The following is a 24,527-nucleotide window of genomic DNA, read 5'->3' as shown; positions in this document are numbered from 1 at the left end:
ATCAGGGGAGTTGGCGAGCCACGCGTCCGTACCCGCGCCGCGCTGTCGCTGATTTCAGCTACGCGATTCAGCTCTGAGGACGCGTTGCCTGTACGAAGGTGACCCGGCCGAACCGGAGGTCGGCGTGCGCGACTTCCCGTGCGTCGCCGAACCCGGCCCCGGCCAGCAGCGCGACGATGCCGTCGCCGTGGTTGCGGGCCACGACCGGGTTGTGCGCGACCCGGGAACGCATGAGGCCGGGAACGTGCCGCAGGGCGTGGACCAGGCCGCGGGCATGGCCGTGGGTGGAGTGTCCGCCCTCCTCGCCTTCGGATGCCGGCCCGCCGAAGTCGACGATGGTGACCCTCCCGCCCGGCCGCAGGGCACGAAGCGCGTCGCGCGCGAACGCGACCCGGCCGTCGTCATCGACGTGGTGCAGGGCCAGCGACGAGATCACGTGGTCGAGCGAGGCGTCCTCGCCGGGGATCCGGTCCGCGTATCCCCGTACGAGGGTGAGGGAGACGCCGCGGCGGCGTGCCTTGCGCGCGGCCCGGCGCAGTGCCGCCCCGTCGGGGTCGAGCCCGGTCACCCGGGCCCCCGGCTGCGCCGCGAGCACGGTGAGCGACAGGTTGGCCGTTCCGCAGCCGACGTCGACCACCGCCTGGCCGGGCTCGACGGCGGCGAGTCCGGCGACCCGCTCGTGCAGGGCGCGCACTCCGACGGCTCGCGTGAAGACGTCGTAGAGCGGGAGAAGCCAGGGCTTCCCCATGCCCGGCAGGAACGGGCGGTCGCGCTCCTGCGGGGTGCGCTGGTCGAGGATCCGTACGTCGGCCGTCGTCGCCATGGGGCGCTCCCTCTGCTCTGTGCCGGGCCGGACAGACCCGGTCTCCTCACCTCCCAGTCTTGGACATCCTGCGGTCGCCGAGCAGGATGTACGTTGGTCGGCATGGGACATTCTTCGGTCGATGACTCAACGGAAGTCCCGTCGACGGGGGTCCTGTCGACGGGGGTCCCGTCGACGCTGCGCACGGTGCGCCCCGACGGCACGCCGGTCTACCGCTACCGGCAGCGGCCCGGCGTGCCTCCCGTGTGGGTGACCCGCTTCGACACCGCGGCCGCCCACGCACACCTTCCACCGGACCACCGGCACGCCCACGACTTCTTCGTCCTGGTCTACGTCGAGGAAGGCGCGGGCTCGTTCACCGTCGACGGCGCCGAACGGCCGCTGCGCGCGGGCGATGTCCACGCCGTGCCGCCCGGGCAGGTCATCGGCGTCGCCTCCGTCACCGGACTCGCCCACAGCCGCGCGTGGTCGGTCGCGTTCACGCCGGACGCGGTTCCCGCTCTGGCCTCCGTCTCGCCGCTGGCCTGGGCACACCATCCACTGCTCGCTCTGTTCGCGCCCGGAGCGGGGCCCTGCCGGGCGGCCGAGCCCGGCCGTGCGAGCTGGTCGGGTTGGATGGCGGAGCTGGCCGAGGAGCTCGCCGACCCGGACCGGCTCGGCGCCCACGAGGCCGTCGCCGCGCTCCTCACCCGGATCCTGGTCGCGGCCGCGCGGCTGGCGCCGCCCGCACCTGGCACGCCGGACCCGCTCGTCGACCGGGTCTTCGCCGAGATCGAGGAGAGGTTCCGCGAGCCGGTCTCCGCCGCGGACGTCGCCCGTGCGCTCGGCTATACCCCGGGGCACCTGACGACCGTGCTCCGCCGGCGCACCGGCCGCCCCCTGCTGGAATGGATCACCGAGCGGCGCATGACCGAGGTCCGGCGAATGCTGCGCGAGACCGACCTGCCGCTCGACGCCGTGGCCGCCCGGACCGGCCTGCGCGACGCCACCTATCTCGTCCGCCGCTTCCGGGCCCGCTACGGCACCACCCCGCAGCGATGGCGCCGGACCATGGCAAGCCCGGCGGAGTCCGTTCAGGTCGACCTCCGGCGCCGCACGCCGGATATGTATGTTGGCAGGCGGTCGGCCGGCTGAGGAGCGCCGCCTTCAATTCGCCGGCTGCCGGCACCAGTTCCCCGTACTGCACCAGTTCCCCGTACAGCGGCCCACCGGCAACCTCCAGACCAGGGAGAGAGCAGCATGATCTTCATTACGGCGAAGTTCCGGGTACTGCCCGAACACGCGGACCGCTGGCCCGACATCGCACGCGACTTCACCGAGGCGACCCGCGCGGAGCCGGGCTGCATGTGGTTCGACTGGTCCCGCAGCATCGACGACCCGACCGAGTACGTACTGGTCGAGGCGTTCCGCGACGACAAGGCCGGTGCCGCGCACGTCGGTTCCGAGCACTTCAAGACCGCTCAGCGCGAACTGCCCCCGCATCTCGCCGAGACTCCCCGGATCATCAACGCGAACATCGACCAGGACGACTGGTCGGAGCTCGGCGAGATGTCCGTCGAGCGCGCAGGTTCCTAGAGCCGGAGCTCAACACCGGCCCGCTCACCGCTAGTCGGCGGCGGGAAGCTGCTTGAACGCGAGGAGCTGCGCGGCGATGGCGCGTTCCGTGGGCAGCCGTTCCATCGACGAGGCACCGAAGAAGCCGGTGATGCCCCGCGTCCGGGACAGGACGTACCGCACGTCGTCCGGCTCCGCGAGCGGCCCCCCGTGACACAGCACATGGATGCGGGGCGACACGGCGACGGCAGCGTCGCGCATCTCCTGGATGCGGTCGACGGCCTCGTCGAGACTGATCGTCGTCCTGGCGCCGATACTGCCCTTCGCCGTCAGGCCGAGGTGCGGAACGATGATGTCGGCACCGGCCTGCGCCATGGCGACGGCCTGGTCCGCGTCGAACACGTAGGGAGCGGTGAGAAGTTCGCGCTCGGCGGCGAGCCTGATCATCTCGATCTCGAGATCGAAGCCCATGCCGGTTTCTTCCAGGTTGGCGCGGAAGACGCCGTCGATGAGCCCGACGGTCGGGAAGTTCTGCACGCCGGTGAACCCGATCGCGCGCACCTGGTCGAGGAACCACGGCATCCGGCGGAACGGGTCGGTGCCGCAGACACCCGCAAGGACGGGCGTGGATTCGACGACGGGCAGCACCTCGCCGGCCATTTCCATCACGATCGCGTTGGCGTCGCCGTACGGCAGCAGTCCGGCCAGCGAGCCGCGTCCGGCCATCCGGAAGCGCCCCGAGTTGTAGACGATGAGCAGGTCGACGCCGCCTGCCTCGGCCGCCTTCGCGGACAGCCCGGTGCCGGCGCCGGCACCGATGATCAGCCGACCCTCCTCCAGCTGGCTGCGGAAGGCGGCGAGTGCCTCATCACGGTTCATGGCGCTTCCTCTGAATGAGTCGGTGCAGATGGTCGGCGACCGATTCCGCGAACTCGGCGTCGTTGACGTGCCGTTCGGTGTCGACCACCTCGACGGCGCTGCCGTCGACCGCCGCGAGCGCGGCGCCGGCACACGCGGCGTCCGCCTCCGGATCCCAGAACGGCTTGCCCGGAGCGTCGAGGGCGGAGAATCCTCCTCGCGGTACGAACAGCGCGGCCGGGCCGGTCGACGCGGCGAGCTTCGTACCCACCACGCGGCCGATCTCGGCGCACTCGGCCGTGCTCGTCCGCATCAGCGTCACCGCCTCGTTGTGGGCCAGCAGCGTGCGGCCTTCGAACTGCTCCGGAACGGTGCTCCGCGGGCCGAAGTTCACCATGTCGAGCGCACCGAGGCTCACCACCTGCGGCACGCCGGCCGTGGCCGCCGCGGTGAGCCGGTCCGGGCCGGCGGACAGCACGCCGCCGCCGACCTCGTCGGCGATCTCGGTCGTGGTCAGATCGAGCACGCCCGCGAGGTGACCCTCGGCCGCGAGCGCCTCCATCGTGCGTCCGCCAGAGCCGGTCGCGTGGAACACCAGCACCTCGTAACCGAGTTCTTCGAGTCGTCGCCGCGCCGCCTCCACGGCGGTCGTGGTGACGCCGAACATGGTCGCCGCGACGAGCGGCTTGTCCTGCGGCGCGTCGCCGGCACGTCGCCGGTCGTCGTACGCGGAGGCCATCCCTGCGATCGCCGCCGCCGCGTTCGCGAGGACCTCACGGGAGATCGAGTTGACGCCGGCGATGTCGACGACGCTGTACATCAGCGTGACGTCGGACGTGCCGACGTAGGCGGAGACGTCACCGGCGGCCATCGTCGAGACGAGCAGCTTCGGCAGACCGACGGGCAGCGCCTTCATGACGGTCGCGGCGATCGAGGAGCCGCCGCTTCCGCCGAGGGCGAGCACACCGCTGAGCCTGCCGCGTGCGTGCAGATCCTCAGCAACGGCCTTGGCACCGGCGGCCATCGACGCCAGCGCGTGCGCTCGGTCGCGCCGGGCCCTCAGCGCCTCCAGGCTCGTTCCCGCGGCCTCGGCGACGGCGGCGGCCGTCACGTCCGCGGCGAGGTCCGATGTCCCCAGCACTCCCGTGTCGACGAGCACGACGTCGAGTCCCCGCTCGACGACGAGGTCGCGAACGAACGCGTACTCACGGTCCTTGGTGTCCAAGGACCCCAACAACATCACTGCCACGTCGGCGCTCCTCCTGCGGTTCGCTCATGAGGCCGGACGGTCGCCTCATACTGTGGCCGGACGGTCGCCCCCGCTCAAGAGGCCGGAGTCCAGCGCACCGGCAGGTGGGTGATGCCGTTGATGAAGTTGGAACGCAGCCGGACCGGCTGCCCGTCGAGTTCCAACTCCGGCAGGCGGGCGAGCAGTTGGGAGAAGAAGATCCGCATCTGCATGCGGCCGAAGTGCGCGCCGAGGCACATGTGGGGGCCCTGGCCGAAGGCCAGGTGGTCGTTGGGCGTGCGGGTGATGTCGAACCGGTACGGGTCGGGAAAGGCGCGCTCGTCGAAGTGCGCGGAGGCGTGGTAGACGACGACCTTGTCCCCCCGCGCGATCCGCTGCCCGGCGAGTTCGGTGTCCCGGGCGGCCGTGCGGCGGAAGCTGAGCACCGGCGGGTGCCAGCGCAGCATCTCCTCCACGGCCGACGGTACGAGGCCGGGGTCGGCGCGCAACCGCCGGTAGGCGCCGGGGTGTTCGAGGAGGGCCAGGACGCCGCCGGGCAGGGCGCTGCGCACGGTGTCGTTGCCGGCGATCACGACGAGGAAGAAGAACATGGCCAATTCCTCCCCGGTCAGCGGGCGGCCGTCCTCGACGGTGGCGGTGGCCAGCGCGGTCATCAGATCGTCGGCGGGGTGGCTGCGCTTGTGCCGTGCGAGTTCGTGCGCGTAGTCGAACATGTCGCGCAGCATCGCGGGTGAGCGCGGGTCGACGGGCCGCCCGTCGGCGTCGCGTACGACGTCGGCGTGCTCGGGGTCCTGGTAGCCGATGACCCTGTTCGTCCACTTCAGCAGCAGGCCGCGGTCGGACGCGGGTACGCCGAGCAGCTCGGCGAGGTTGGCGAGCGGGAAGTCGTCGGTGACCTCGACGGGCAGGTCGCAGCTCCCGCGCCCGGCGACCGCGTCCAGCAGTGCGGCGGCCCGTGCCGTGATCTGCTCGGTGAACCGCTCCAGGCGCCGCCGGGTGAAGACCGCGGCGGCCAGGCGGCGGATCCGGCTGTGCTCGGGCGGGTCCATGTTGAGGATCATCCGCCGGATGAAGTCGAGGTCGTCGGGGGCGGGGTCGCGGATCTGGGTGGCGCCGAGCCAGGACGAGTAGACGGCGGGGTCGCGCAGCACGTCACGGACGTCCTGGTAGCGGGTGACGGCCCAGTACCCCGGCCCGGCCGGCCAGTCGTCCACCTCGTGCTCGTCCTGCCGGCAGACGGGCGCCTCGTCGCGGAGGCGCCGGAAGCCGTCGTGCGGGATGCCGCGCGCGAACACGCGCGGGTCGAACACATCGGGTCCCGCGGCGGGTTCGGCCATCAGTGGCTCTTGAGGAAGCGCTCGACGCAGGTGGCGAGGGCCACCGGGGACTCGTCCATCGCGTAGTGCCCGGCGTCGGGGAAGATCTCAAGTTCGAGGTTCGGGTACCAGGCTCCGAAGGTCGCCCGCATGGTCTCCGCGCCGAGCGCGGGGTCGTGCCGCCCGGCGATCACCTGGACCGGTACGTCGCTGCCCTTGATCTCGGTGTGGAAGTCGGTGTCCGCCCACGCGGGCAGATAGGCAGCGAACGCGTCGCGGTCGGAGTGCTCCAGCGAGTGCCGCACCATGGCGTCCAGCCAGGTGCCGGTGAGCCGGTTCCCGGTGGTGAAGTCGATGATCGCCCGTCGGCTGCCGGCGCTGTCGGCGGCGCCGTCGAACAACTGCCGGCTCTGCTCGTCGAACGGCACACCGCTCGCGGGCACCGGCGACACACCGACGAGCGCCCTCACCCGCTCCGGCGCGTCGGCGTACACGCGCTGCATGACCGATCCGCCCATCGAGTGCCCGAGCAACGAGAAGCGGTCTGCGCCGAGTTCGTCGGCCGCGGCCAGGACGTCGCCCGCCGCCTCGGCGATCGAGTACCGGCCCGTCTCGCCGCGACGGTCGCCGTGGCCGCGGTAGTCCAGGAAGACGTAGCCGAACGCCTCCCGGTTCAGGTGCGGCAGCAGGGCCTGCCAGGACCGCGACGAGCCGAACCAGCCGTGCAGAACCAGCACGGTGTGCGCTCCGGTGCCGACACGCTCGATGCTCATGTTCCGCCCTCCGCCGCCGAGTTGGGACTCCGGCGATGCTAGGACGAAGGCCCGGGCCGGGGAACACGGCACCGTCGCGGCCAGCCCGCCGCTCGGGACGCGGGCAGGGTTCACTCCGAGGCGCGTACGGCCTCCGCGATCTCCTCGTCCGCCAGGGCGATGGCCGCGTCGGCCCGCCGGTACCAGACCTCCCGCCGGGCAGGGGCCAGGCTCGCCCAGGGGTGGCGCTCGGCGGAGAACCCGAGCGTCGCGTACAGCGCCATCGCGTACCGCTCCCGGCGGTCGGCATCGCCCTCAGCGGTCACTGGTTCCTCCGTACTGGTGGGTGAGCGCGGGCTTCGCAACGCTGCGCCCCGTCCTGCGGCGATGAGTTTCGCAGTCGTCCCGGTCTGTATCCCCATCGACCGACCGCACTCGAGGAGACCGACATGACCGCCACCTACACCTTCGACGTCTTCTCCAGCCTCGACGGCTACGGCGCCGCCGGCGGCGACTGGACCGGCTACTGGGGCAAGCAGGGACCCGAGCTGCTCGACCGCCGCCTCGCCCTCTACAGCGCGGAGCAGCGGATGGTCTTCGGGGCCGGCACGTACCGGCTGTTCACGCGGATGCTGGCCTCCAGCACCGAGGAGTCCGAGGTGCGCGACCCCTGGGTCACACGGATGAGGAACCTGCCGGCGACGGTGGTGTCGGCGACGCTCGAAGGACCTCTCGACTGGCCGGACGCGACCCTCGCCGGCGGCGACGCCGTCGAAGTCGTCGCCCGCCTCAAGGAGGAATCCGAGGTGCCGCTGCGCTCGCACGGCAGCCTGTCGCTGAACCGCGCCCTGATGGCCGCGGGCCTGGTCGACTTCGTGCAGGTAACGCTCTTCCCCGTCATCACCGGTCAGAGCGGCCTGGACCCGGTCTTCCAGGGTGCGGCCGACTTCGACCTGCGACTGCTCGAGAACCGCACGCTCGACGCCGACATCCAGGAGCTCATCTACCGGCCCACGCGCCACTGAGGCCGCCCCCGAACCTCCGGAGAAAGCACGGAAGTTGGCCGCCGCCACCGCCCCGGCGCCGCGCGCGGGGTGCCGGAACGCCCGTGGTCAGTCCGCGCCGCCCTGCATCGGCGCCCAGAACTCCTCGAACGACATCGTGCCGTCGCCATCCGTGTCGAGTACGTCGATGAACTGCTGCGCCTGCTCCTCGGTGAGGTGCTCGCCGCGCAGCTCGGCGACGACCTGCTGGTACTCCTTGGCAGTTATCTGCCCGTCACCGTCGAGGTCGTACGCATCGAAGACCTTGCGCGCAGCCGCTTTCATGTCCACCACGTGAGTTCGCCTTTCCTCGTTGGATGTTGTGCGATGTTACTGCGCAACGATCCCTGAGCAGCACGGGGAAGCGGGACGCCCGCTGAAGTCCGGGCCAGGCTTCGGCGGTCTCCAGGCAGCGGTTGATCCAGACTGTCGGCGGAGGCTGGTGCGGCCCGCGGTTTGACGACGTGTCGCAGGGCGAGGCCACGGCTCAAAGCCAGCTAGTCATCGGAGCCATCCAAGTAGAGGCAGAAGGGATGACCGGCCGGGTCGAGCAACACCCTGACGTCGTCCTGCGGCTGGTGACCGACTTCCCGGGCACCGAGTTCGAGCGCGTGCGCCACTGCTGTCGACAGATCGACGACTTCGAAGTCAAGGTGCATCGTGATCCGCTGGGCGTCCTGCTGGGCGGGCCAGACCGGAGGCACGTACTCCTCCGAGAACTGGAAGGCGATGTAGACGACGCCCTCCGGCGGTGCGATCGCCGCCCCCTCAGCGTCTTGCTTGGCGATCTCCCAGCCCAGCAGGTCTGAGTAGAACCGTGCCAGCGCATGCGGATCCGGCGCCTCCAGCACCACGCCCCACCAGTCGTGTCTCGACATGCGAGGAGTGCCGGGCTCGTGGCTGGGTCGTCCGCGCATGTCGTCGAGTATTCCAGGGGCGACTGTCGTCGTCGCGGGTGAAGTGGTGCGAGACGAGGGTCTGCTCGACCAGGTCGAAGGTGTCGAAGACGGCATGCCGCTCGGGGACGTCGAACGGCTGACCAACCTGGGAAACGCCGAAGCCGTACGGGATTCCGCTGAGCCCATTCGCGCAGCCCGTACAGCGCTAGCGTTTGGTCCCGTGATCGTATGGCTGAACGGCACCCACGGCGCAGGCAAGACGACGACCAGCGCACTCGTGCAACAACTGATCCCGGATTCACGGGTGTTCGACGCCGAGAAGGTCGGCGAGACACTCATGGACATCACGCCGGGCCTGCCCGAGACGGGCAACTTCCAGCACTGGCCGCCCTGGCGCCCGCTCGTGGTCGAGACCGCCCGCCACGTACTCGACTACACCGGCGGCACCCTGGTGATGCCCATGACCGTCCTGGTCGAGCAGTACTGGCGCGAGATCAGCACGGGCCTCGCCCGACATGCCATTCCGGTACGGCACTTCGTCCTCCACGCCGACCAGGACACCCTCCGCGCGCGCATCGCCGGAGACACAGTCATCGGCCCCGACTCACCGTTCCGTCTCGAGTATCTGGAGCCCTACGCCGAGGCGGCCCGCACGTGGCTGCACGGCGAGGCCGAGGTCATCGACACCACGCACCTCACGCCCGCCCAGGCCGCCCAGCAGATCGCTGAAGCCGTCAAGAGTTGATGGCCGTCGAACGCGTCCAGCCCCGCGCCCCGCGCGCTCCCCTACTTGTCGCGGTCCAGGATTCCCTCCCGCGCCGAGACCAGCGGCGGTATCACGGATTCCCCGGCGACGTTCGCCGCCGCACACCCAGCACGTATGTCGCCCCATGGCAACAGCTAAAAGTCACTCGGCCGACCTCAAGTGCGCCATGGGCGCGCCTATTTGAGCAGCCCGACCGGCCGCCGAAGCTTCATACGGGGCGCCACAATGAGGGCATGCGCAGGCCGTGTATTGAGCTGGGTTGAGATGGATGCAGTGACATGGGTGGCCGCTGCGGTGTCGCTGGCGAGTGCCGTGGCGACTGTGGTGCTGGGCGCCTTGTTCGAGCAGCGACGGCAGCGTGGCGTTCGCGAGGAAGCCCGTCGCGACACGGTCGGCCGTTACGCCGAGCCGCTGTTGCAGGCCGCCACGGCGCTCCGAACACGGCTCGCGCATGCGGTGGAGAGGGACCTGGGCGGCCGGCTGGACCGGCCCGCCGAAGGGGCTGCCAACCGGTACCGGCACCAACGGGACGTCGACTATTACCTCTACGACACCCTCTACCGCATCGGCTGCTACCTCGGATGGTCGCGGGTGCTGCACCAGGAGCCGCGCTATCTGGACGTGGGCAGCCGGGAGCACAACCGTGAACTCATGCGGCTCCTTGGGGCCGTGTCCGCAGCGATCACCGCGGAGACCGAGGACTGGACGTTCCAGCTGTGGACCGGGGAGACCTGGGTGCTGGGTGACCTGATGATCGACCCGCACACCTCACCAGGAGACCCCAACCGAGTCATCTCCGCCCTGCGCTTCCATCACGAGATCCGCGAGAACCCCGACTTCGGCCGATGGTTCGCGCCGCTGATCGAGGACTTCGGCCGCTTCGCCGCTGACCGGAACGCCGGCAGGCTCCGTTTGATCCAGATACACAACGCGCTCGGTGAGCTGATCTCGTTCTTGGACCCCTACGGGTCTGATACGAGGTCGTCGTTCGAGCCGTTGCCGCTCGACGACCCGTCTCCTGACACTCCCCCGACCTCCGGAGAGGCCAGGGGAGTCGGCGAGCCGTCCCAGTAGAACCGCGACTTACGCCGCCGCGGCAGCGGCCCGCGGCTCCGGTTCGAAAGCGTCCAGTCCCGCGCCCCGCGCGCTCCCGTACTTGTCACGGTCCAGGATTCCCTCCCGGGCCGAGACCAGCAGCGGTATCACCGATTGTCCGGCGACGTTTCTCGGCGGAGTACTTGATTCCAGTCGGGCCTGCCCAGAACGACGCTCAGCGGATCACCATGCACATTAACTTCGCGGAGTGGCCTCGTTCCGCGATCGGAACGAGGCCACTCCGCGCGCTGTAGAGCGGAGACGTACGGCAACCGTGGTGAATCCCAGAGGCTGCGCAGGGTCTAAGAAGTCGCTGGAGAGCCGTTTGGTCAGGTGCCGGCGGCGACCTTGGTTCCATCGGCTGTTTCCGATGATGCGGGCGTTTTCTTGGGATAGAGCATGGAGCGGGCTCGGGTGCTGTCGAAGTCGTTCTCCCACTTGCCGATCACGATGGTGGCGATGGCGTTGCCCAGAACGTTGATGAAGACACGGCCCTCGTTGAGGATGCGATCGATACCGACGATCAGTGCCAGGGCGGCCAGGGGGATGTGGCCGACTGCGGTGACGGTGCTGGCGAGAACGATGAACGCGCCGCCGGCGATGCCGGCAGTGCCCTTGCTGGTGAGCATCATGACGCCCACCATGACCAGCTGCTGTTGCCAGGACAGATCGATGCCGACGGCCTGGGCCATGAACATGGAGGCCATCGTCAGGTAGACCGCGGAGCCGTCAAGGTTGAACGAGAAGCCGGAGGGGATGACGATGCCGACCACCGGCCGACCGATCCCGAGGGTCTCCAATTTGCGTACGAGCTGCGGCAGGACGGCCTCGCTGGAGCAGGTGCTGAGCGCTACGAGCAGTTCGGCCTTGAGGAACCGCATGAGAGCGAACAGTCCGAGGCCGCAGACCCGCATGATGGCACCCAGCAGCACCAGGACGTAGACGATGCAGGTCGCGGTGAACAGGATGATGAGATAGGCGAGTTGCTTCAGGCTCTCGGCACCGTAGGTGGAGACCACCATGGCCAGGGCACCGAAGGTGCCCACAGGAGCCAGCCGCATCACCCAGCCGACGATCCGGAACACCACATCCGACAAGGCGCGGATGCCGTTGGTCAGTGGGGCCGCCTCCTCCCCGGCCATGTTCAGCGCTATGCCGAAGACGATCGAGACCAGAAGGGCAGCCAGGATCGCGTCCCCCGTGATCGCGCCGAACAGTGAGGTGGGGATCAGGGAAGAGATGAACCCGGTGAAGGTGGCGTGTTCTTCGCTGGTCTTGGGGACGTCGTCCGTGTTCAGCGTCGAGGGGTCTACGTTCAACCCGGCGCCGGGCTGGAAGACGTTCGCGACGACCAGCCCGATCAGCATCGATGCCAGCGACAGCACGAGGAAGTAGCCGATCGCCTTCACGCCGATCCGGCCCGCCTTGCGCAGGTTGTCCATGGAGGCGATGCCGGTGGTCACCACGCAGAACACGACGGGTATCACGATCATCTTGACCAGTGCGATGAACCAGTCGTTGAGCGGACTGAGGGCTTCTCCGAAGCCGGGTGCTGCGATGCCGACGGCGATCCCGAGGACTGCGGCCAGCACCACCTGGAACCACAGCTCACGGATGAGTCGGCTCAGCCGAGACCGCTGCGGGCGGTCGGAGGCGGTGGTGGATGTCATGGTTCGTGCTCCCTTGCGATGACGCTGAAGATCCCTGTCCTGTGAAGTGCAGGGGACGAGAGGCAGTCCCCGTCTCGGGTGATGTGTGCGGTGCGCAGATGCAATTGGGCGCTGGTGGCCTGAACCTCTGGGTCGTTCGGGCGGCTTGGGCTCGATTCGGTCAGCTGTGCAGCTCGCGCAGCACCCTGTAGAAGGCCGCCTTGCCTTCGAAGCCAACCCCCGGGATGTCGGTGAGCCCGACCTGGCTCTTCTCGACGACTGCGTCGTCGGCGAAGCCGCCGGTGGGCTGGAACTCGCCGGGATAGGACTCGTTGCCGCCGAGCTTGAGGGCGGCGGCGATGTGCAGGGAGAACTGGTGTCCGCCGTGCGGGATGCAGCGGCGTGAGGACCAACCGTGCTGACGCAGCATGTCCTGGATGCGCAGGTACTCCACCAGGCCGTAGCTGAGCGCGGGATCGACCTGGATGACGTCCCGGTCAGGGCGGAGGCCGCCGTAACGGATGAGGTTGCGGGCGTCCTGGAGGGAGAAGAGGTTCTCGCCGGTGGCGATCCGGCCGGAGTAGTTCTCGGCGACCACGGCGTTGAGGCGGTAGTCCAGTGGGTCGCCGATCTCCTCGTACCAGAAGAGGCCGTAGGGCTCGATAGCCCGTCCGTATTCCAGCGCGGTGGCCAGGTCGAAGCGGCCGTTGACATCGACGGCAAGGCGGGACCCGTCCCCGTCCAGGACGTCGATGACGGCCTCAATGCGCCGCAGGTCCTCCGCCAGGTCGGCGCCGCCGATCTTCATCTTGACGACGTCGTAGCCCAGGTCGAGGAAGCCGCGGATCTCGTCTTGCAGATCACTCAGGGACTTGCCCGGGGCGTAGTAGCCACCAGCGGCGTAGACGAAGACCGAGTCGTCGGGCTCGCCGTCGCCGTAGCGGTCCGACAGCCACCGGTACAGCGGTTTGTCCGCGATCTTGGAAGCGAGGTCGAACAGCGCCATGTCCACCACACCGACCGCGACCGAACGTTCCCCGTGTCCGCCGGGCTTCTCGTTACGCAGCATGATCTCCCAAGCCCTGGCGGGATCCAGCCCGCCCTGCTCGTCCAGCAGGCTGCGGGGCTCGGCGTCCATCAGCCGCGGCAGGATGCGCCGGCGCAGAATCTCCCCCGCGCTGTAGCGGCCGTTGGAGTTGAAGCCGTACCCCACGACGGGCCTTCCGTCACGGATGACGTCGCTGACGATCGCCACGATCGAGCAGTCCATCGCGCTGAAGTCGATCCATGCGTTCCGGATTGAGGAGCTGATCGGGATGGTGCCTTCGTAGACAGCAGTGATCTTCACTCGAGGCCTTTCTCATATCTTATAAGTTGCGAGGATGTTAGGGTGAGTTGACGGAACAGGCGCTGTCAAGGGCTACGACGTCCGGAAGGATTTGCAGGGGCGATGGAAGGCACGAACCTTTTCCTCAGCAAGAGCGATCTTGCCTACACGGAACTCCGTCGCCAGATCCTCTCCGGCGCTATCCCGGCCGGTTCACGGTTGGCCCAGTACGAGCTGGCCGGCTCTCTCAACATGAGCATCACGCCCCTACGCGAGGCCATCAGGCGGCTCAGCAGCGAGGGGCTGGTCGACGTCGAGACCCACCGCGACGTCCGGGTGTCATCCATGAACTCCGAGGAGGCCCGGCAACTGTTCGAGGTACGACTCTCGTTGGACCCCACAGCGGCTGAACTCGCCGCGACACGGCGCACTCCCGAGGACATCACCGCTATGCAAGCCGCGGTCGACAACCTGCTCCCCGTCACGCGCCAGTGGGGCGAGGATGCGCTCACCGCCCATCGCACCTTTCATCAGGCGCTGTACCGTGCCTCCCACAACGACGTTCTCATCCGCCTCCTGGACGACCTGTGGGACAAGTCCGACCGCTACCGCCGCCTCGGCCTCGAACTTCCGCCCGGCGACGAACCCCGTACGCGGGACCTCCAGGAGCATCACGACCTCGTTGAACTCATCAAGGCCGGCCAGGCTGCCGAGGCAGCCCAGCTCATGCGCGACCACATCATCCACAGCCTGACCGCCTCCGCCATCACCGCGCTCGAAGACCGCGAAGGTACCCAGGCCGACTGAGCCGCCATGGGTGAGCAGCCGCAGCGTTGGCGGGGTTCCGTGTCCGTCGGTGATCATGTGGTGCTTGGGGCCGGCGCTGCCCCGGTCGACCGATGACGGCCCGGTTCGGCCCCTCGTCACCGGAGTCGACCGGGGCCGCGACCGGTCGAGCCGGGCAGCCGCCGATGCCTCAGGGTGGCTACGCCGCCGCGGCTGGCTGCACCTCAGGCTCGAAAGCGTCCAACTCTGCCCCACGGGCGCTCCCGTACTTGTCGCGGTCCAGGATTCCCTCCCGGGCCGAGACCAGCAGCGGTATCACCGATTGTCCGGCGACGTTCGTCGCCGTCCGCATCATGTCCAGGATCGGGTCGATCGCCAGCAACAGGCCGACGCCCGCCAGGGGAAGTCCGAGCGTGGAGAGCGTGAGGGTCAGCATGACCGTCGCGCCCGTGAGGCCCGCCGTCGCGGCGGAGCCGATCACCGAGACGAAGACGATCAGCAAGTACTCGCGGACTCCCAGGGGGACGCCGTAGAACTCGCCGATGAAGATGGCCGCGATCGCCGGGTAGACCGAGGCGCAGCCGTCCATTTTCGTCGTCGAGCCGAAGGGCACCGCGAACGACGCGTACTCCTTCGGGACGCCGAGCCGTTCGGTGACCTTCTGCGTGAGCGGCATGGTGCCCACGGACGAGCGGGAGACGAAGGCGAGTTGGATCGCCGGCCAGGCGCCGCGGAAGAACTGGAGCGGGTTGACCTTCGCGACCGTCGTCAGCAGCAGCGGGTAGACGCCGAAGAGGACGAGGGCGCAGCCGATGTAGATGTCGGCGGTGAAGGTGGCGTACCTGCCGAGGAGATCCCAGCCGTAGTCCTTGATGGCGGTGCCGATGAGGCCGATGGTCCCGATCGGGGCGAGCCGGATGATCCACCACAGCGCCTTCTGGAGCAGCGCGAGTACGGACTCGCCCACGGCGAGCAGCGGGGCGGCCTTCTCACCGAGCTTGAGCGCGGCGACCCCGGCGACCGCGGCCATGAACACGATCTGGAGAACCTGGAGTTCGGTGAACGGCGTGATGACGTCCGTCGGAATGATCCCGGTCAGGAAGTCCAGCCACGACCCCGACTCCTCCGGCTTGGCGGCGTCCTTGGCCGAAAGCCCCGTGCCCGAACCGGGGTTGGTGAGCACGCCGATGAGAAGGCCGATGGCGACGGCGATCAGCGACGTGGCCATGAACCACAGCAGGGTCCGGGTGGCGAGCCGGGCGGCGTTGTGCACGTTCCGCAGGTTCGTGATCGAGACCATGATCGCGAAGAAGACGAGCGGGGCGACGGCCAGCTTCAGCAGCTGGACGAAGATCTCGCCGGTCTTGGTCAACGCGGCCCCGAGCCCGGCGATGTCACCGCTGCGCGCGAGCCACCCCAGCAGTACGCCGAGGACCAGACCGAGCAGGATCTGCGCCCAGAACGGGACCTTGGGTATCCGTCCGCGCGAGCCCTCGGGCGCCCGCGGCGTCAAGTCGGCGGCGGGCTCTGGGGATTCGGAGACGTCTGAGGACGAGGACGACGAGGACACGGTCGGACTCCCGCTCGGCAGTGGGTCATCGGCTCCCCGGAAAGAGAATTCCACCGGGGATTACGACCACGCACAACGCCGGGCCGGGCAGCGGCCATTCCCGGCGGAACATGAAGAGCGTGTGACAAGTCCGGCCTGCGGCCGCCGCCCGCCGAGGAGTTCGGGACCGCGCAGTGATCGGCGAGGGCGGCCTAGGCGACGCCGTCCTCCTGGCTCTGGTTCGCCGTGAGCCGCTCCTTGGCGCGGCCCACCCCGTCGACGAGCTGCTCCGACATCGCGTCCCGCTGCCTGCGCAGCAGTACGAAGCTGATCGGCGCCGAGACCACGAGCGCCAGCAGCACGACCCACAGCGGGTTGGACTTGCCGATGCCCTCGGGGATGATCCCGGTGTACGCGAGGACCGCGACGACGACGAGGCAGCCGGCGAAGACGCCGGCCCGCATGGCGGTGTAGCGGAGCGTTGCGTGCGACTTGCTGCTCACGGGGGTCTTCTCCGGTTTTCTCGGGTGATACGGCGCGGCGGCCTCTCGTGCCGCCGCCGGCGCGGGTGCCGATGCGAAGGCCGTCGCCGGGAGGCGTGTGCCTGGTGGGGCCAGGCGGCACCGGCACGGCCTCCATCCAGTCAAGCACAGCGCCGCAGGCGATCACTCCGGCCCCTTCCCGCGGGCGCATCCCGGCCGGACAAGGCCGTCGGCGCTGTGATCCACGACGATCCGTGACGGCCGGCCGGCGGGCTACGTGAGCGGCAGCCAGAGCGTCACGTCGTCCCGCAGGTCGCCCTCGGCGACCTTGATCGCGTCCGGCAGCCGCCCGACCTCGCGGTAGCCGCAGCCGGCGTAGAACCGCTCCAGGCCGAGCCCGCCCCGGCACGTGAGCCGCAGCGCGGTGATGCCCTCCATGCCCCGCGCCGCCTTCTCGACCTCGCACATCAGCTCCCGCCCGTGGCCCTTGCCCTGGAGCGAGGGGTGCACCATCACCGTGTAGACGGAGCACCAGTGGCGCTTGAGCCGGTGCATGTTGTGTACGAGGAAGGCCGCGGCGGCGACCGCCCCGTGCTCGTCGCGTCCGATCAGCAGCCGCGTACGGCCCGCCTCGGCCGAGGCGAGGTGGGCCATCAGGTCCGGGCGCACGTCCTCCGGAGTCACCGGCGGGACGAAGCCGATCGCACCGTCCGCGTTGGTCACGTCCGCCCACAACGCGCTCAGGCCGTCCCGCAGTTGAGGAGTGATCGGCGGGTCGAGTTCGAAGGTGAGCGGCATGCGACCGACCTTAACCGAGCATTCGTCCGGTCCTTCCGATGCCCTGATCGGCCCCACCCGCACCATCGAGTGTCCGCTAGTCAGTGAAAAGGTAAAGATGACCGGCGTGCCGCCCGAATTTCAATGACGCCCTTTGTCAAGGTCTCTCTGTTTCGTGACGGGAGACGGAGTCATTCATGGTGGTCAAGAGGAAATCAGCGGTGCGTGGGCTGTGCTTCGCCGTGGTCTGCGCGGCTGCGACGGCGTCGCTGTCGGCGCCGGCGACGTCCGCGCCCAAGCCCGAGCCCAAGCCCGAGCAGCGGCAGGCGCTCAAGGAGCGGTACCACGCGACGCGCCACGGCGGGATCGCGACGGCCGCGAACGCGTCGATCACGTGCCGCAAGCCTCTCGCCGACGCGGCCTCGTGCAAGTCGGCCCAGAAGGGCGGGGAGGGGCGCAACAGCGGCTACGACATGTTCTACTCCGACGTCGACCGTGACCCCAACACGTACAACTCCACCCGGGCCACCCTGCGGCTGCCGAAGAACGCCCAGGTCAGCTACGCGCGCCTGTACTGGGGCGGCAACCTCCGCGTCGGCGAGGTCAAGCCCGCCAAGGACAACGGCCGCGTGCTGGTCGCCGAGCCCCGCGGCCGGTACCGCGGTGTGAAGGCGGACACGGTCCGCACGCACCGCCGCGCGGACGGAGCCGACGCGTACCAGGCGTCCGCGAACGTGACGCCCCTGGTGCGCAGCAGCGGTCCCGGCGCGTACACGGTGGCGCAGCTCAATGTCGCGAAGGGCCACTCCAAGGCCGGTGCGTGGGGCGGCTGGACGCTGGTCGTGGCGTACGAGAACCGCAAGTCGCCGCTGCGGCACGTGAGCGTGTGGGACGGATTCGCCGCGTCCGAGCGTCACCGCGGGGGCGTGCCCGTCGCGACGCGTCCGATGAGCTTCCCGGCGGGCGCCAAGGGGTACGTCGGCGCCGTCGGCTACGACGGCGACCGCGGCTCCGGTGGGGACTCCCTCAGCGTCGCCGCCGGCAAGCGCGCCGGAATGCCGCTGGCGAACTCGGCGAACCCGCGGAACGACACGTTCAACTCGACGATCACGAACCGCGGACGCGAGGTCGCGGGACGCGTTCCCGCGCACCGCAACACGCTCGGCTACGACTCCGACCTGTTCGACGCGAGCCAGGCGCTGCGGTCCGGCGGGAGCAACCTGCTCTTCCGCTTCACCTCCGGCGACGACGACTACCTGCTCGGCGCGCTCTTCGCGCAGGTCGACGCCCGCCGCTGAGTCCTGGAACCCACTCATTCCGCCAAAGCCTGTCCGGTAGTGACGTTGAGGAGACGTTCGGGTGCTTTCCCAGCGCAGAGAGCGAAGAGACCGGCTGACGGTTCTTCATCTGGCACAACCGGTCGAAGGCGGTGTGGCGAGGGTCGTGTCCGATCTGGTCGGGGCCCAGACGCGGGAGGGAGTACGCGCCGTCGTGGCCTGTCCCGAGGGCGGGAGCCTCTCCCGGCAGGCCGCGGCGGCGGGTGCAGAAGTGGAGCGCTGGGCGGCCGTACGAGAGCTCGGGCCGCACGTCGCGGACGAGACCCGGCGGGCGCACCGGCTGATCCGGCGCGTGGATCCCGACGTCGTACACGCGCACAGCGCGAAGGCAGGACTCGCCGCCCGGCTCGCGCTGCGCGGCAGGGTCCCCACCGTGTACCAGCCGCACGCCTGGTCGTTCGAGGCCGTCGAGGGCGGCACCGCGCGGCTCGCACGCGCCTGGGAGCGCCTGGCCGCGCGCTGGACGCACCGCGTGCTGTGCGTGAGCGAGGCCGAGCGCCGTACGGGAGAGCAGGCCGGAGTCGCGGCGCGATGGGCCGTCGTGCACAACGGGGTGGCGGAGGTCGAAGACCGTGGACGGGCCGCCGCCCGCGCGGAGTTGCCCCAGCTGGGCGCCGTACCGCGGGACGCACCGCTCGTCGTGTGCGTGGGGCGGCTCTGCCGGCAGAAGGGGCAGCGCACGCTGCTGAGCGCGTGGTCCCGCATCGCCGAGGACGTACCGGACGCGTGGCTCGTGCTCGTCGGCGACGGACCCGACCGCGCGGAGCTCGGCGAGGCGGCTCCCGGCCAAGTGCTCTTCGCCGGAGCCAGCGACGAGGTGGACCGCTGGTACGCGGCGGCCGATCTGGTCGTACTTCCCTCCCGCTGGGAGGGCATGGCGCTGACTCCGCTGGAGGCGATGGCCTGCGGGCGTCCCGTCGTCGTCACGGACGTGGGCGGCGCGCGCGAGTGCCTGCCGCCGGCGCAGCTGGATACGTGCCTCGTCCCTCCCGGAGACCCGCGGGCCCTCGCCGAGTCGGTCACGCATCTGCTGCGCGAACCGGAGCTGCGGGACTTCATGGGCGAGGCCGCGCGCAAGCACGTGCGGGCGGACTTCGACGTACGGCAGACCGCCGCCGCGGTGCTGTGCCTGTACCGCGAACTGCTCGGCGCACCGGCCCCCGACGCGGCGGTCAGTGAGCAGGGTGCACGATGACGACGGACAGCAAGGAAGAGCGCTCGCGCCGCGCGCGCGTGGTGACCCGGCCGGTCACCGGCGCGGACGGGAAGTCCGCGGTGGGCCCGGCGGCGGACGGAAGCGTCGCCGTACGGGCACCGCACCAGGCAGGCGACCGGACGGACATCCCGTCGCCCGTCGGTCCCCTGCGCAGACGCCGGAACCTGCTGCGCCTGAGGCACCGCGGCGCCGCCGCCCTGGCCGCCGCGGACGCGGCCGCGTCCGCATCGGTCGTCGCGGCCGTCGGCGGCGCCCACACCGACGCCCTGCTGCTGGGGCCCGTCGTCTGCGGCGCGCTCGCGCTCAACGCGCAGGCGGGGCTGTACCGGCCGGGCCTGCGGACGTACGCGCTCGAAGAGCTCCCCGCGCTGGCCGCCCGCGCCGCGGTCGTCTGGTGCGTGGCCGCCGCGCTCCTCGCGGCGTTCGACCGCCCGGCGGCGCTGACGTGGATCGTGCTGCTCGCCGCGATCGCGGCGAACGCCGTGCTGGCGGGCTCGGCACGCGCCCTTGTGCACGGCTTCCGACGTACGAGGGCTCGGCGCAGACCGCGTCCCGCGCTCATCGTCGGCAGCGGCCGGCTGGCCCGCACCGTCGCCGGGATCTTCGCCGAGCACCCCCGCTACGGGCTGCGGCCCGTGGGGTTCGTCGACCTCGTCGGCGACGGGGACGCGGACGACGACGCGGGCGGCGAGGACGACGTGCAACTGCCCGTGGTCGTCGTCCTGGAGGACGCGACGAGGGCGGCCATCCAGAACACGGTCCGCGACGTGGTGTTCCTGCGCTCCCCCTGGGAGGACGCCCAGAACGCCCTGCTGGCACGCGCGTTGGGCGAGCGCGGCGTGGCGGGCTGGCTCGTGCGGCCGGGCTGCGCGGTGGGGGTGCACGGGACACACGAGGGGGGCCCTTCGCATGTGTGGGGTTTCTCGTGCCGCCGGCTGTCCCTGGAGTGCCCGGGCTCGGGGTGGAGCTGGCGCAAGCGGCTGCTCGATCTGGTGCTGGTCGTACCCGCGCTGGTGCTCGCGGCCCCGCTGCTGGCCGCCTGCGCGCTGGCCGTACGGATCTCGGACGGGCCGGGGGTGATCTTCCGTCAGGAGCGAGTGGGCCTGGGGGGCGGCCCGTTCACGCTCCTGAAGTTCCGCACCCTGCGCCCCGCGGACGAGCGCGAGTCGGCCACGCTGTGGAGCGTCGCCGACGACGACCGCATGAGCGCGGTCGGCCGGACGCTGCGCCGTACGTCGCTGGACGAGCTGCCGCAGCTGTGGAACGTGCTGCGGGGCGACATGAGCCTCGTGGGGCCGCGGCCCGAACGCCCGTACTTCGTGCAGCAGTTCAGCGAGGAGTTCCCCGGCTACGCCGAGCGGCACCGCTCGCCCGTCGGCATCACGGGCCTCGCGCAGGTGCACGGGCTGCGCGGCAACACCTCCATCGAGGACCGGGCGCGCTTCGACAACCACTACATCGAGACGTGGTCGCTCTGGCAGGACGTACGGATCATGTTCCGCACAGTGACCTCGTTCTTCCGCCTCGAAGGACGGTGATCGAGGTGACGGTCGCACTGCCGGAGAGCCGCCGCCCGCCGCTGGGCGACGGCGGCCGGGACGGGCCCGGGCAGGGCCGGGACGCGGGCGGCGGAACCGCCCGTACCGGCGGCGGGCCCGCGCCGCGGCCGTCTCTGACGAGCGCGGCGTTCTGGCGCCGCTGGGGCCCGATGGTGCCCACGGTCGCGACGGTGCTCGTCCTCTGCGTGCCGGTGCGGACCGGCGACGTGACCCAGTCCAAGATCACTGCCGCAGACGCGGCCTCCCTGGTGCTGGTGGTGTGGTGCCTGGTGAGGCTGCTGCGCGGACGCGGCGGTCGGTTGACACCCAGGGCGGCGGCGGTGCTCGGGGCACCGGCCGCCGCCTTCGCGGTGGCGACCGCCGCGTCCGCCGACCCCTGGGCGAGCCTCCCCGGCTTCGTCCGGTACCTCCAGATCTTCGTGCTGGTCCCCGGTGCGGTGCTGCTACTGCTGCGAGGGACAAGGGACTTCCGGCTGCTGTGCCGGGCCGTGATCCTGCTCGCTCTGGTGCAGGGGGCGGTCGGCGTGGTGCAGAACCTCACCGGGACCGGTGCGTCGTACATGGGGCAGGACATCCGCGCCGTGGGGACGTTCGGACCGCTGGACATCATGGGGATGTCGACGGTCGTCTCGCTCGGGCTGGTGGCGGCCTTCGCGCTCTGCCTGGCGGAGCCGGGCGACAGCTCACGGCGGCAGCGGATCACGGCGGGGTGCTGCGCCGCGGCGCTGGTGCCTCCGCTGATCCTCTCCTTCAGCCGCGGCGCGTGGATCGCCACCGCGGTCGCCTGCACGGTGGTGCTGCTGCTCGCGGGCGTACGCAGGGCGGTGGCCGTGCTCCTCGCGCTGGCCGCCGCGTCGGTGGTGCTGGTGGCCGGCTTCGGGGTCGGCTCGGCGATGGTCGAGGAGCGTCTGACGAGCATCGTCGACATCGGCTCGGCGCCGGACCGTTCGGTCACCGACCGCTACAGCCTCTGGTCGGCCGCCGAGGGCATGTGGCAGGACGCACCCGTGACGGGCGTCGGCCCCAAGAACTTCCCCGCGCACCGCGACGGGCACGCCTCGCTCGGGCTCTCCTCCGGAAGCGACACCGCGGGCGCGGGCCTTCAGTTCCAGAAGGAGCCGCTGCTCTCGCCGCACAACATGTATCTGCTCGTCCTCAGCGAGCAGGGCCTGATCGGCATCGTCGCGCTCGCGGGCGGCGGGAGCGTGCTCCTCGTCCAGGGGCTGCGGCGCCTGCGGTCGGCTCGCGTGACGTACCGGCACGGCGGCGCCGCGGACGCCCCGGGCGCCCCGGACTGCGGGCTGGTCGCCGCGGGGCTGCTGACCTGGCAGGCCGTCGACTTCCTCTACGCGGACATCGGGGGTCCCTCGACCGTGCTGACGGCCGTCGTGCTCGGCGCGGTCAGCTGGTGGGCCCTCGCACCCTCACCCCTCGCACCGTCCACCCGGCGAAGCCAGGGGGAAGAAGAGGCACCCGCCCGATGACGGACACGCAAGCCTCCCGCACCACCACTCAGGACGCACCGCCGTCCACGGAGCCCGGCGGCGGGAGCGCCGGGGCGGCTCCCCTGCTGGGCAGATTCCTCGCACGGGCGGCCGTCATCACTGCGGCGCTCACGGCGGCCGGTGCGTTCTGCGGGCTCCTGCGCGACCAGGCCATCGCGAGCTTCTTCGGCGCCGACGCCGACACCGACGCATTCCTCGTCGCCTGGACCGTCCCGGAGCTTGCCGCGACGCTGCTGATCGAGGACGCGATGGCGCTGATCCTCGTGCCCGCCTTCAGCCTCGCCCTCTCCCGTCGGAGCGCCGGCGGCTCCCGTACCGAGGACGGCGGCGCACCGGCGCAGCACGGTGCCGACGGGCCCGATCCGGTACGGGCCGTGGTACGGCGGACACTGCCCCGGCTGCTGCTGGGGCTCTCCGCGATCGCCGCCCTGATGATGCTCTCCGCGCCGCTGCTGGTGGAGGCACTGGCGCCGGGACTGCGCGACGCGCGTACGGCCGTCGACTGCATGCGCCTGACGTCGCTGACCGTGGTGACCTTCGGGCTCGCCGGATACTTCAGCGCCGCGCTGCGCGCGCACCGCCGCTTCGTCGCACCGGCCTCGATCTACGTCGCGTACAACGTGGCGATCATCGGCGTCATGGTCACCGCGCACGCCGCGTGGGGGGTGCGGGCCGCGGCCGTGGGGGTCGCGGCGGGCGGAGCGCTGATGGTGCTCGTCCAACTGCCGTCGTTCATCCGGCAGTTGCCGCGGGAGAGGCGCGGCAGGGGCGCGCGTACGGGTGGCAAGCCGGCGGTCAAGGAGGCGGTGCGGGCACCGGGCGTCGCCCCCGTCCCCTCGTACGCCGCGGACGCGCAGCCCGTGCCGGACGCGCGCTCCGCTCCCGCTTCCGCTGCCCCAGCCGCGTCCGCCCCGGCCCCGGCCCCGGTCGCGAGCGCGACCTCCGCACCGGTGCCGTCGCCGGGCCGGGCCGCGTACAGCGGGCGCGTGGCGCTGCTCGGCTTCGGGATGCTGGCGCCGGTCGTGACCTTCGCCGTCAGCCGCCAAGCGCAGGTGCTCTTCGAGCGCTATCTGGCGGCTCCGCTGCCCGCGGGCGCCATCTCGCACCTCAACTACGCGCAGAAGGTCGCGCAGATGCCGATGGTGCTCTCGCTCATGGTGTGCACCGTCACGTTCCCCGTCGTCGCCCGGGCGATGGCCGACGGCGACAAGGAGCGGGCGCGCCTGCGCGTGGAGCGCGACCTCGCGCTGGTCGGCATCGTCGTGCTGCTGGGCGCGGCGTACGTCACCGCCTGCGCGCCGCAGCTCATCCAACTCCTCTTCCAGCGGGGCGCGTTCGACGCGCACGACACCGCCGACACGGCGTCGGTGATGCGGGTCTACAGCTGCGGCCTGCTGGGACACAGCCTGGTGGGCGCCCTGGTGCGTCCGTTCTTCTCCGGTACGCGGCCCACCTGGTATCCCGCCGCGGCGATGGCCGTCGGGCTGCTCGTCACCGTGGTCGCCGGGGTGCTCGCGGTGCACCGGTGGGGCGTGCACGGCATCGCCGCGGCCAACGCCGCCGGAATCCTCACCGCCGCGCTGCTCCTGATGCACGGCCTGGGTGCGCGCGTGGTGGCCATCGACGTACGCCGGGTCGCGGCCGGGCTGGCGCGGCTGCTGCTGGCAGCCGCCGTCGCCGCCGCGGCGGCCTGGGGTGCGGCGCTGCGCGTCGCCGATCCGCTGGCCGGTGCCGCGGTGGGCGGGGTGACAGTCCTCGTCGTCTTCGCGTCCGTGGCTCATCTCGTACGGGCCCCGGAGGTCTCTCAGCTGTTCGCCACCGTCAAACGAAGGTTCGCTCATGTCCGCTGAGTCCGCTGAGTCCGCTCAAGCCGCTGAGTTCCGTGCCCGCATCCCCGCTCTGCCGCTGCCGGCGCCGCAGCGGCGCGTGCCCGTACCGGCGTCCGTGCGCGAGCCGGCGACCGCCACGGGCACGGCACGTGCCGG

General features: G+C 70.8%; 24 protein-coding genes and 1 pseudogene. 11 read left to right on the top strand and 14 right to left on the bottom strand.

From position 1 onward, the window contains the following. Positions 1 to 67 precede the first annotated feature (67 nt). A complete protein-coding gene (locus QQM67_RS00415) occupies positions 68 to 823 on the bottom strand; it encodes a class I SAM-dependent methyltransferase (protein WP_314171387.1) in 756 nt (251 codons plus the stop codon). 102 nt (positions 824 to 925) lie between these two features. Between QQM67_RS00415 and QQM67_RS00410 the strand changes: the two genes are divergently transcribed. Further along, complete coding sequence (locus QQM67_RS00410; RefSeq protein ID WP_314171386.1) at positions 926 to 1,957, top strand: AraC family transcriptional regulator; 1,032 nt, start codon at positions 926 to 928, stop codon at positions 1,955 to 1,957. 105 nt (positions 1,958 to 2,062) lie between these two features. Further along, positions 2,063 to 2,398, top strand: coding sequence for a putative quinol monooxygenase (locus tag QQM67_RS00405; RefSeq protein ID WP_314171385.1), 336 nt, complete (start codon positions 2,063 to 2,065; stop codon positions 2,396 to 2,398). Positions 2,399 to 2,428: 30 nt separating this feature from the next. Here the strand turns inward: QQM67_RS00405 and QQM67_RS00400 are convergent, their stop codons facing one another. The 5 genes from QQM67_RS00400 to QQM67_RS00380 form a co-directional block, all read right to left on the bottom strand. Next, on the bottom strand, positions 2,429 to 3,256 hold the full coding sequence (locus QQM67_RS00400; protein WP_314171384.1) for a phosphoenolpyruvate hydrolase family protein: 828 nt from the start codon (positions 3,254 to 3,256) through the stop codon (positions 2,429 to 2,431). Further along, positions 3,246 to 4,475, bottom strand: a complete 1,230-nt coding sequence (locus QQM67_RS00395; RefSeq protein WP_314172186.1) for a Tm-1-like ATP-binding domain-containing protein — start codon at positions 4,473 to 4,475, stop codon at positions 3,246 to 3,248. Before QQM67_RS00395 ends, QQM67_RS00400 begins: the two co-directional genes overlap by 11 nt. 83 nt (positions 4,476 to 4,558) lie before the next feature. Then, positions 4,559 to 5,821, bottom strand: a complete 1,263-nt coding sequence (locus tag QQM67_RS00390; protein WP_314171383.1) for a cytochrome P450 — start codon at positions 5,819 to 5,821, stop codon at positions 4,559 to 4,561. Continuing rightward, the gene (locus QQM67_RS00385) at positions 5,821 to 6,573 is read right to left on the bottom strand and encodes an alpha/beta fold hydrolase (protein ID WP_314171382.1); all 753 of its coding nucleotides are present in this window, start codon (positions 6,571 to 6,573) and stop codon (positions 5,821 to 5,823) included. Before QQM67_RS00385 ends, QQM67_RS00390 begins: the two co-directional genes overlap by 1 nt. 110 nt (positions 6,574 to 6,683) lie before the next feature. Beyond that, complete coding sequence (locus QQM67_RS00380) at positions 6,684 to 6,878, bottom strand: hypothetical protein (protein ID WP_314171381.1); 195 nt, start codon at positions 6,876 to 6,878, stop codon at positions 6,684 to 6,686. 123 nt (positions 6,879 to 7,001) lie between these two features. Here QQM67_RS00380 and QQM67_RS00375 point away from each other — a divergent pair, with 123 nt between their 5' ends. Beyond that, positions 7,002 to 7,577, top strand: a complete 576-nt coding sequence (locus QQM67_RS00375; protein WP_314171380.1) for a dihydrofolate reductase family protein — start codon at positions 7,002 to 7,004, stop codon at positions 7,575 to 7,577. Between the two features lie 87 nt (positions 7,578 to 7,664). Here QQM67_RS00375 and QQM67_RS00370 read toward each other — a convergent pair whose 3' ends face one another. Together QQM67_RS00370 and QQM67_RS00365 are read right to left on the bottom strand one after the other, a co-directional pair. Next, positions 7,665 to 7,880 (bottom strand): EF-hand domain-containing protein, encoded by a 216-nt coding sequence (locus QQM67_RS00370; protein WP_277400611.1) that lies wholly within the window; start codon positions 7,878 to 7,880, stop codon positions 7,665 to 7,667. A gap of 212 nt (positions 7,881 to 8,092) precedes the next feature. After that, entirely contained in the window at positions 8,093 to 8,512 is a 420-nt protein-coding gene (locus tag QQM67_RS00365; RefSeq protein ID WP_314171379.1) for a VOC family protein, read from the bottom strand. A gap of 202 nt (positions 8,513 to 8,714) precedes the next feature. Between QQM67_RS00365 and QQM67_RS00355 the strand changes: the two genes are divergently transcribed. Next, positions 8,715 to 9,239 (top strand): AAA family ATPase, encoded by a 525-nt coding sequence (locus tag QQM67_RS00355; RefSeq protein ID WP_314171378.1) that lies wholly within the window; start codon positions 8,715 to 8,717, stop codon positions 9,237 to 9,239. A 285-nt stretch (positions 9,240 to 9,524) separates the two neighbouring features. Beyond that, complete coding sequence (locus QQM67_RS00350) at positions 9,525 to 10,334, top strand: hypothetical protein (protein WP_314171377.1); 810 nt, start codon at positions 9,525 to 9,527, stop codon at positions 10,332 to 10,334. 350 nt (positions 10,335 to 10,684) lie between these two features. On the opposite strand, the gene QQM67_RS00345 is transcribed toward QQM67_RS00350, so the two are convergent. Next, positions 10,685 to 12,025, bottom strand: coding sequence for a cation:dicarboxylate symporter family transporter (locus QQM67_RS00345; protein WP_314171376.1), 1,341 nt, complete (start codon positions 12,023 to 12,025; stop codon positions 10,685 to 10,687). A gap of 160 nt (positions 12,026 to 12,185) precedes the next feature. After that, on the bottom strand, positions 12,186 to 13,352 hold the full coding sequence (locus QQM67_RS00340) for a mandelate racemase/muconate lactonizing enzyme family protein (protein WP_314171375.1): 1,167 nt from the start codon (positions 13,350 to 13,352) through the stop codon (positions 12,186 to 12,188). A 102-nt stretch (positions 13,353 to 13,454) separates the two neighbouring features. On the opposite strand from QQM67_RS00340, the gene QQM67_RS00335 reads away from it, so the two are divergent. Continuing rightward, on the top strand, positions 13,455 to 14,138 hold the full coding sequence (locus tag QQM67_RS00335) for a GntR family transcriptional regulator (protein WP_314171374.1): 684 nt from the start codon (positions 13,455 to 13,457) through the stop codon (positions 14,136 to 14,138). On the opposite strand, the pseudogene QQM67_RS30560 reads toward QQM67_RS00335, so the two are convergent. From QQM67_RS30560 to QQM67_RS00315, 4 genes and pseudogenes are all read right to left on the bottom strand, one after another. Further along, positions 14,136 to 14,327, bottom strand: a pseudogene (locus QQM67_RS30560) (IS5/IS1182 family transposase); the annotation flags it as partial. The gene QQM67_RS00335 and the pseudogene QQM67_RS30560 overlap by 3 nt on opposite strands. Then, a complete protein-coding gene (locus QQM67_RS00325; RefSeq protein ID WP_314172185.1) occupies positions 14,317 to 15,630 on the bottom strand; it encodes a dicarboxylate/amino acid:cation symporter in 1,314 nt (437 codons plus the stop codon). The gene QQM67_RS00325 and the pseudogene QQM67_RS30560, both read right to left, overlap by 11 nt. Before the next feature lie 248 nt (positions 15,631 to 15,878). Continuing rightward, positions 15,879 to 16,169 carry a DUF4229 domain-containing protein gene (locus tag QQM67_RS00320; protein WP_314171373.1) on the bottom strand — a complete coding sequence of 97 codons (291 nt, stop codon included), beginning with the start codon at positions 16,167 to 16,169 and terminating at the stop codon, positions 15,879 to 15,881. Between the two features lie 252 nt (positions 16,170 to 16,421). Then, positions 16,422 to 16,946, bottom strand: a complete 525-nt coding sequence (locus tag QQM67_RS00315; protein ID WP_314171372.1) for a GNAT family N-acetyltransferase — start codon at positions 16,944 to 16,946, stop codon at positions 16,422 to 16,424. A 176-nt stretch (positions 16,947 to 17,122) separates the two neighbouring features. Between QQM67_RS00315 and QQM67_RS00310 the strand changes: the two genes are divergently transcribed. From QQM67_RS00310 to QQM67_RS00290, 5 genes are all read left to right on the top strand, one after another. Next, positions 17,123 to 18,223 (top strand): DUF3344 domain-containing protein, encoded by a 1,101-nt coding sequence (locus QQM67_RS00310; protein ID WP_314171371.1) that lies wholly within the window; start codon positions 17,123 to 17,125, stop codon positions 18,221 to 18,223. A gap of 61 nt (positions 18,224 to 18,284) precedes the next feature. Further along, on the top strand, positions 18,285 to 19,457 hold the full coding sequence (locus tag QQM67_RS00305; protein WP_399064680.1) for a glycosyltransferase: 1,173 nt from the start codon (positions 18,285 to 18,287) through the stop codon (positions 19,455 to 19,457). After that, entirely contained in the window at positions 19,454 to 21,016 is a 1,563-nt protein-coding gene (locus QQM67_RS00300; protein ID WP_314171370.1) for an exopolysaccharide biosynthesis polyprenyl glycosylphosphotransferase, read from the top strand. The genes QQM67_RS00305 and QQM67_RS00300 overlap by 4 nt, the downstream gene beginning before the upstream one ends. 5 nt (positions 21,017 to 21,021) lie before the next feature. Next, entirely contained in the window at positions 21,022 to 22,521 is a 1,500-nt protein-coding gene (locus tag QQM67_RS00295; protein WP_399064676.1) for an O-antigen ligase family protein, read from the top strand. Beyond that, positions 22,518 to 24,392: a lipid II flippase MurJ gene (locus QQM67_RS00290; RefSeq protein WP_314171369.1), complete on the top strand. Its 1,875-nt coding sequence runs from the start codon at positions 22,518 to 22,520 to the stop codon at positions 24,390 to 24,392. The genes QQM67_RS00295 and QQM67_RS00290 overlap by 4 nt, the downstream gene beginning before the upstream one ends. The last annotated feature ends 135 nt before the right edge of the window (positions 24,393 to 24,527 follow it).

Source organism: Streptomyces winkii (genome assembly GCF_032248595.1).
Classification (GTDB): Bacteria; Actinomycetota; Actinomycetes; order Streptomycetales; family Streptomycetaceae; genus Streptomyces; species Streptomyces winkii.
This window is presented reverse-complemented; position numbering and strand designations above follow the sequence as displayed.